The organism is Propionivibrio limicola (assembly GCF_009469695.1).
Lineage (GTDB): Bacteria > Pseudomonadota > Gammaproteobacteria > Burkholderiales > Rhodocyclaceae > Propionivibrio > Propionivibrio limicola.
In genome coordinates, this window is sequence record NZ_SSSR01000027.1 from 23187 (window position 1) to 29684 (window position 6498).

A 6498-nucleotide genomic window follows, 5' to 3' on the forward strand; every position below is an offset into this window, starting at 1 on the left:
GGGAGCCGGAGCCCCCCGATTTTGCTGGGAAACGTTGCGCGCTTACGCGAGCGCCTTCAACGCCGCGTCGTAATCGGGTTCGTCCTTGATTTCCGGTACGAGCTGGCTGTACAGAACCTTGTTGTTTTCATCCAGAACGACAACGCCGCGGGCGGCTACACCGGCGAGCGGGCCACTCGTGATTTCCACGCCGTAGTTCTTGAGGAATTCGCGGCCGCGCATTAGCGAGAGCGTTACGACGTTTTCGAGTCCTTCCGCACCGCAGAAACGCTTCTGGGCGAAGGGCAGGTCGGCCGAGATGCAGAGGACAGCGGTGTTGGCGAGCGTGCTGGCGCTTTGGTTGAATTTACGCACCGACGCCGCGCAGGTCGGCGTATCCAGACTCGGGAAAATGTTCAGAACCTTGCGCTTGCCGGCGAAACTCTCCAGCGTAACGTCGGCCAACGCGCTTCCGACGAGCGAGAACGCAGGAGCCTGTTGTCCCTTTTGCGGGAAATCGCCTGCGACTTGAATGGGGTTGCCACCGAGAGTGACTGTGTTTGCCATGTCGAATCCTTCCGGGAATTGTCGTGGTGTTGCGAAAAAAGATGACCGAGCCATCGCTGAAATCTGCCGGTTGGTCAGTATTGTTAGAAAAAAGTTCGGCAAGCGGCCTTGTTTTTGTCATCGCAGGAACCAAATAACCGCTGTGAAAATCGCTTGGCCGGGAAGTAAAGTCGCTGTTCGTGATTAAACTTGCCCTGTTTTTTGTGGTCTTGGCGTTATCTTTTCGGTGAATGATTTGCCTGAATCTGCACAAGGAGAGAAGGAGACGATGATGTATCGAAGCGTGAAGAGATTGATGATTGCCGCTGTCGTGATGGCGGCGTTGGTGGGCGCTTATTCGTTGGGAAATGGGCTCGAAAACGGGCTTGAGCTTTGGTCAGCCCATGCCGCCTCCGACAAGGCGGTGCCGCCGACGACATCCGTTGCAGCCCCGATGGCGACGAGTTCTCCGATGCCGGCGGCTGCCTTGCCGGATATGAGCGCGATCGTGGCCCGCAACGGTTCTTCCGTCGTCAATATCAGTATTTCCGGCAAGGTGAAAAATCAGGGGCTGGCGGATATTCCCGGGCTTGATCCGAACGACCCGTTTTACGAATTCTTCCGCCATTTCGGCATCCCGCAGCAACGCGGCGAGCGCCAGGTGCGCGGGCAGGGGTCGGGATTCATCCTGCGCGAGGACGGGCTGATCCTCACCAATGCGCATGTGATCGACGGGGCCGACGAAGTGACCGTCAAAATGATCGACAAGCGTGAATTCAAGGCCAAAGTGCTCGGTGCCGACAAGGCGACCGACGTGGCCGTGCTCAAGATCGATGCCCGCAATTTGCCGACGGTCAAGATTGGCAGCTCGACGCGCACGCGGGTTGGCGAATGGGTTCTGGCCATCGGCTCGCCCTACGGATTCGAGAACAGCGCCACCGCTGGCATCATTTCCGCCAAGTCGCGCTCGCTGCCGGCCGACAACTATGTGCCGTTCATCCAGACCGACGTGGCGGTCAATCCCGGTAATTCCGGCGGGCCGCTGTTCAACATGGCGGGCGAAGTGGTCGGCATCAACTCGCAAATCTACAGCCGGACGGGCGGCTATCAGGGGCTTTCGTTCGCCATTCCGATTGAAGTCGCCATGTCGATTCAGGATCAGATCGTCAAACACGGCAAGGTGCAACGCGGCCGGCTTGGGATTTCGATTCAGGAGGTCAATCAGTCGCTGGCCGATTCGTTCGGGCTGAGCAAACCGGTCGGGGCGCTGGTCAGTTCCGTCGAGAGCGGCGGTCCGGCGGCCAAGGCCGGACTGGAGCCGGGCGACGTCATCCTGTCGCTGAACGGCACGGAAATTCAGACGTCGGGCGAATTGCCGCCGTTGGTCGCCAACATCCGGCCGGGAGAATCGGCGCGCCTGAAGGTCTGGCGCAAGGGCAGTGTGCGCGACATCGAAGTGAAAGTCGGAGCGCTCAAGGAGGAAAAAGAGCCGGTCGCGGAAAGCAAGGACGTCGCGGGTGGGCGTCTCGGGGTGGCCGTGCGACCGTTGAGTGCCGAAGAGCGCCGCCAGTTCGACGGGCGCGGCGGACTCGTCGTCCAGAACGCGAGCGGGGCGGCGGCGCGCGCCGGGATACGTCCGGGCGACGTCATCCTTTCCGTCAACGGTGAGCCGGTCGGCAGCGTCGATCAATTACGTGGTCTTGTGGCGAAAGCCGGCAAGCGCGTCGCGTTGTTGATCCAGCGCGATGAGGCGCGGCTCTTCGTTCCGGTGGAATTGAACTGACGTCTTGTTGAATGTTGCGGGGGCTTGACGCCCCCGTTTTTATTTCCGGCCGCCGCTTGAGCCGCCTTTGTCCCAGCCGTAGCGAACCGTTCGCTGCCAGCGGTTGTCGGCTTGGCGCAGCGGGTTGGGAGGCGCTTGTCTGCCCTGTGACGGGCGGGTTTTTTCGTAAGCTTTGGAGGGATGCCTCGTTTTCTCGTTCATGATCGTCTGGCCTCCTGCTTGGGCGGTGTAGAGCGTCGCAATCAACGGCGCCGAGGGGCGGCTGTGATAGACTCCGCGGTCATTCTATCGCTCCTGAGAATCCCATGTCCGGCAATACTTTTGGCACCTTGTTCACGGTTACTTCCTTTGGCGAATCGCACGGGCCGGCCATCGGCTGCGTGGTTGATGGCTGCCCTCCGGGGCTGGAAATCTGCGAAGCGGACATTCAGGCCGAACTCGATCGCCGCAAGCCGGGAACGTCGCGCCATGTGACGCAACGCCGCGAGCCGGATACGGTGGAAATCCTGTCCGGCGTGTTCGAAGGTAAAACGACCGGAACGCCGATCGGCCTGCTGATCCGCAACCAGGACCAGCGTAGCAAGGATTACGGCAACATCGCCGAGACGTTCCGTCCCGGCCACGCCGACTATGCCTATACGCAAAAGTATGGTTTTCGCGACTATCGCGGCGGCGGCCGTTCATCGGCGCGCGAAACGGCGGTGCGCGTGGCGGCCGGGGCGATCGCCCGCAAATGGCTGCAGGCGCGTTACAGCATCACGATTCAGGGCTGGATGAGCCAGTTGGGGCCCATCGAAATCCCGTTTGTCGATGCGCAAACCATTGCAACGAACGCTTTTTTTGCTCCGAATGCTGCCATCGTGCCGCAGCTTGAGGAATACATGGACGCGCTGCGCAAGTCCGGCGATTCCATTGGCGCCAAGATCAGCGTTGTCGCGCGCGGCGTGCCAGCGGGGTGGGGCGAGCCGGTGTATGACCGGCTCGATGCCGAGATTGCTTACGCGATGATGGGCATCAATGCCGTCAAGGGCGTCGAGATCGGTGCCGGTTTTGCGAGTATTGCGCAGAAGGGAAGCGAACACGGCGACGCGATGACGCCGCAGGGCTTTCTTTCCAACAACGCTGGCGGCGTGCTCGGCGGCATTTCGACCGGGCAGGACATTCTCGTCAATATGGCGATCAAGCCGACGTCCAGCATCCGTATTCCGCGCCAGTCGATCAACCGGGCCGGCGAGCCGATCATGGTCGAGACGCATGGCCGTCACGATCCTTGTGTCGGCATTCGGGCCACGCCGATCGCGGAAGCCATGCTGGCCCTCGTGCTGATCGATCATGCGTTGCGGCATCGGGCCCAGTGCGGCGATGTGGAGTGTTCGACGCCGCGAATCTGACGTTCGAACGCGTGGCGGGCAGTGCCCGCAGGGCTAAACAGCGACCGAGCATGGTGGTAGAGTAACCGCGCGGACTGGCAAGTCTGTCTTTATAAACCATGCTGGCCATCCAGCGGGGCGGCCAGACAAAAAGCGAGGGTACGATCATGCAGGTAGACCACCATGAGCTTCATCGCGAATTCCCTGAATTTTTGGGTGTAATGCAAACCTTGCGGACGTCCGACAGCGTCTTTAGCGCGATGGTCGATGAATACGACGGCCTGACGGGCGAGGTTGAACGTCTGGAAGAGCGGGACGTCCCGGTCGATGACTTCACTATCGAAGAGATGAAAAAGAAGCGGGCGATTCTGAAAGACAAGATTTACAATCTGCTCGTCACGCACCAAAACAACAACTGACCCCGGTTTTACCCCATGCATCCGATAAAATGCGCGGATGCATGGTTTTCCCTACTGGCGCCTCTCCGGCTACTACTTCTTCTACTTCGCCTTCGTTGGCGCGTTTTCCCCGTATTTCGGGTTGTATCTCAAGTCGCTTTCGTTTTCTGCGTGGGATATCAGCGTCCTGATGACGCAGATGCAGCTGATGCGTCTGTTCGGCCCCTATCTCTGGGGGCTGCTGGTTGATCGGGTCGGACATCGTGTGCCGATCATCCGGCTGACCGGCGTAATCACGCTGGCCGTGTTTTCGATATTCTTCATGTCCCGCGATTTCTCGGCCTTTCTGTTGGCCATGGCGTTGTTTTCGTTCTTCTGGGTCGCGGCTCTGCCACTCATCGAGACGCTGACCTTCGATCATCTTCGGGAAAATGCGTCGCGCTATAGCCAGGTCCGGCTGTGGGGGTCGATCGGATTCATCGTCGCGGTCATGGGGACGGGGGCGTTGCTTGACCAGCTCGGTGTGCCGAGTCTGCTCGGGGCCATCGTCGTGACGCTCGGAGGTATCGTCTGTTGTGGAATGCTTGTGCCGGAAGCGCCGCCCAAGCAAGGATACGAGGTGCATCCTCCCGTCGGTCAGATTTTGCGACAGCCCCGCGTCCGGGCTTTGCTGGGTGCGAGTTTCTCGATGTCAGCCGCGCATGGTGCGTTGTACATCTTCTATTCGATCTATCTTTCGGAGCATGGCTACAGCAAGTTGATGGCCGGGAGCCTCTGGTCGCTGGGGGTTTTGGCTGAAATTGGCGTTTTTCTCGCCATGAGCCGCGTCATGCGCCGATTCAGTATGCGTCGAATCTTGTTGGCGAGTTTCGGGGCTGCCGTCTTGCGGTTCGTACTGATCGGTTACGGCGTCGAATCGCTGCCAGTCCTCGTTTTGGCGCAACTGATGCACGGCCTGACGTTCGGTTCTCATCACGCCGCTTCCATCGCCGCGGTTAATACCTGGTTCCCGGGGAATACGAGGTCGAGGGGACAGGCCCTTTATTCCAGCCTAAGCTTCGGGGCGGGTGGTCTGGTTGGCGGGTTGGCGGCCGGTTGGGCGTGGGATCATTGCGGCAGCGAGGTGGCCTTTGCGCTGGGCTCGGTGTTCGGCTTGATTGGCCTGATTCTCGTTGCCCGCTGGATACCCGTGCCGAGCAACGAAAAAAGTGTCCGGTAAATTGACCCCGCTAGCAGGATGTGGTTAAATCCGCAGCCTCACATCGGGCGATTAACTCAGCGGTAGAGTGCCACCTTCACACGGTGGAAGTCACTGGTTCGATCCCAGTATCGCCCACCATTTCGCAGTACGTGACAGAACGAGATTGTCCTAGGAAGCATAACTTTGCCACTTGGCAAGTTTATGCTTCAAAAATCGAGTGGCAAGGATATGCTTCCAAGTGAAAGCCAACCGAATTCCGGTTGGCTTTCTGCTTTTCATCTCCGAAAAGGAATGCGCTTCAAAGAATCGGGAGACTCCAACGGCGCGTTTGTGTCCGATTCTCGGCCGATATCAATTCCAACGATCAATGCGACCCGATCCGGCAATCACACCGATATGTGCTACTGGTTCAACGGCACGTGTTTTCTAAGTCATTGATTTTGCTTGTGACATTGTAAATTTACGTTGTGCGGTATGCCAATCAATGTCCAGTATCACGAAGCGATGGAATTACCAAAGGGCTCCGGCTTTGACCGTGGCCACATGGCACCGGCCGCCGACATGCCGACCGCGCGGGCGATGGCACAATCCTTTTCGCTTGCCAACATGGTGCCGCAAGCGCCCGAAAACAATCGGGGCGTTTGGGCCAAGGCCGTCGAGAAAGCGACGCGCAAGTATGTGCAACGGACCGGCGGGCCGGTGTATGTCTTTACTGGACCGGCATTCCCAACACAACCTGAGACGATTGGTCGGGGTCGTGTTTTGGTACCGACGTATCTCTATAAGCTGGTGTATGACCCTTCGGCCAATCGGGCTTGGGCGTATTGGATTGAAAATAGCGACCAGGCACGCGGCAGCTGGCCGATTTCCTATCAGGAACTGGTGAATCGCACGGGCATTGAGTTTCTGCCGGGAATTCAACCGAGATCGTGACGAGGAGAAACGGCCTATGCTGATGTGGATCCGGCGCCGCCTGCTTAAGCACCAACTCCCGCCAGAGATTGTGCAAGCCCAGCGGCTTATCCGCGCCATTGATCGCGGCGGTATTCCCCTTAATCCCGCCAAAGTGAACGCCATTGCTGTCAACGGCGATTCAAAACTGATACAGATTTTTGTTGGGCAGCGATTCAAAACTGACACACCCCGGACACTTCATTTGCGCTGATCGCGTTGCCGAGAGGGAGGGGCGAAGGCCCGACCGGAAGGCGGCGCGATCAGCGC

7 protein-coding genes and 1 tRNA gene are annotated in these 6498 nt (G+C 59.0%); 7 read left to right on the plus strand and 1 reads right to left on the minus strand.

The annotated features are described in order from the left end of the window. Positions 1 to 42 precede the first annotated feature (42 nt). A complete protein-coding gene (gene tpx, locus GH659_RS14010) occupies positions 43 to 546 on the minus strand; it encodes a thiol peroxidase (protein ID WP_153112063.1) in 504 nt (167 codons plus the stop codon). A gap of 295 nt (positions 547 to 841) precedes the next feature. Here tpx and GH659_RS14015 point away from each other — a divergent pair, with 295 nt between their 5' ends. From GH659_RS14015 to GH659_RS14045, 7 genes are all read left to right on the plus strand, one after another. Then, entirely contained in the window at positions 842 to 2308 is a 1467-nt protein-coding gene (locus tag GH659_RS14015) for a DegQ family serine endoprotease (RefSeq protein WP_246167877.1), read from the plus strand. A gap of 305 nt (positions 2309 to 2613) precedes the next feature. Further along, complete coding sequence (aroC, locus tag GH659_RS14020; protein WP_153112065.1) at positions 2614 to 3699, plus strand: chorismate synthase; 1086 nt, start codon at positions 2614 to 2616, stop codon at positions 3697 to 3699. Positions 3700 to 3797: 98 nt separating this feature from the next. Then, positions 3798 to 4097 carry an HP1242/YdcH family protein gene (locus tag GH659_RS14025; protein WP_246167879.1) on the plus strand — a complete coding sequence of 100 codons (300 nt, stop codon included), beginning with the start codon at positions 3798 to 3800 and terminating at the stop codon, positions 4095 to 4097. Between the two features lie 37 nt (positions 4098 to 4134). Then, positions 4135 to 5295, plus strand: coding sequence for an MFS transporter (locus tag GH659_RS14030; RefSeq protein WP_153112066.1), 1161 nt, complete (start codon positions 4135 to 4137; stop codon positions 5293 to 5295). Between the two features lie 45 nt (positions 5296 to 5340). Further along, positions 5341 to 5415, plus strand: a tRNA-Val gene (locus tag GH659_RS14035). 336 nt (positions 5416 to 5751) lie between these two features. Further along, complete coding sequence (locus tag GH659_RS14040) at positions 5752 to 6210, plus strand: DNA/RNA non-specific endonuclease (RefSeq protein WP_153112067.1); 459 nt, start codon at positions 5752 to 5754, stop codon at positions 6208 to 6210. Between the two features lie 16 nt (positions 6211 to 6226). Then, positions 6227 to 6442: a hypothetical protein gene (locus GH659_RS14045; RefSeq protein ID WP_153112068.1), complete on the plus strand. Its 216-nt coding sequence runs from the start codon at positions 6227 to 6229 to the stop codon at positions 6440 to 6442. Positions 6443 to 6498: the final 56 nt, after the last annotated feature.

Excerpts from the sequence above, each read along its gene's own strand:
- tpx (WP_153112063.1), bottom strand. The coding sequence starts at position 546 with ATGGCAAACACAGTCACTCTCGGTGGCAACCCCATTCAAGTCGCAGGC.
- GH659_RS14015 (WP_246167877.1), top strand. The coding sequence starts at position 842 with ATGATTGCCGCTGTCGTGATGGCGGCGTTGGTGGGCGCTTATTCGTTG.
- aroC (WP_153112065.1), top strand. The coding sequence starts at position 2,614 with ATGTCCGGCAATACTTTTGGCACCTTGTTCACGGTTACTTCCTTTGGC.
- GH659_RS14025 (WP_246167879.1), top strand. The coding sequence starts at position 3,798 with ATGCTGGCCATCCAGCGGGGCGGCCAGACAAAAAGCGAGGGTACGATC.
- GH659_RS14030 (WP_153112066.1), top strand. The coding sequence starts at position 4,135 with ATGCATGGTTTTCCCTACTGGCGCCTCTCCGGCTACTACTTCTTCTAC.
- GH659_RS14040 (WP_153112067.1), top strand. The coding sequence starts at position 5,752 with ATGCCAATCAATGTCCAGTATCACGAAGCGATGGAATTACCAAAGGGC.
- GH659_RS14045 (WP_153112068.1), top strand. The coding sequence starts at position 6,227 with ATGCTGATGTGGATCCGGCGCCGCCTGCTTAAGCACCAACTCCCGCCA.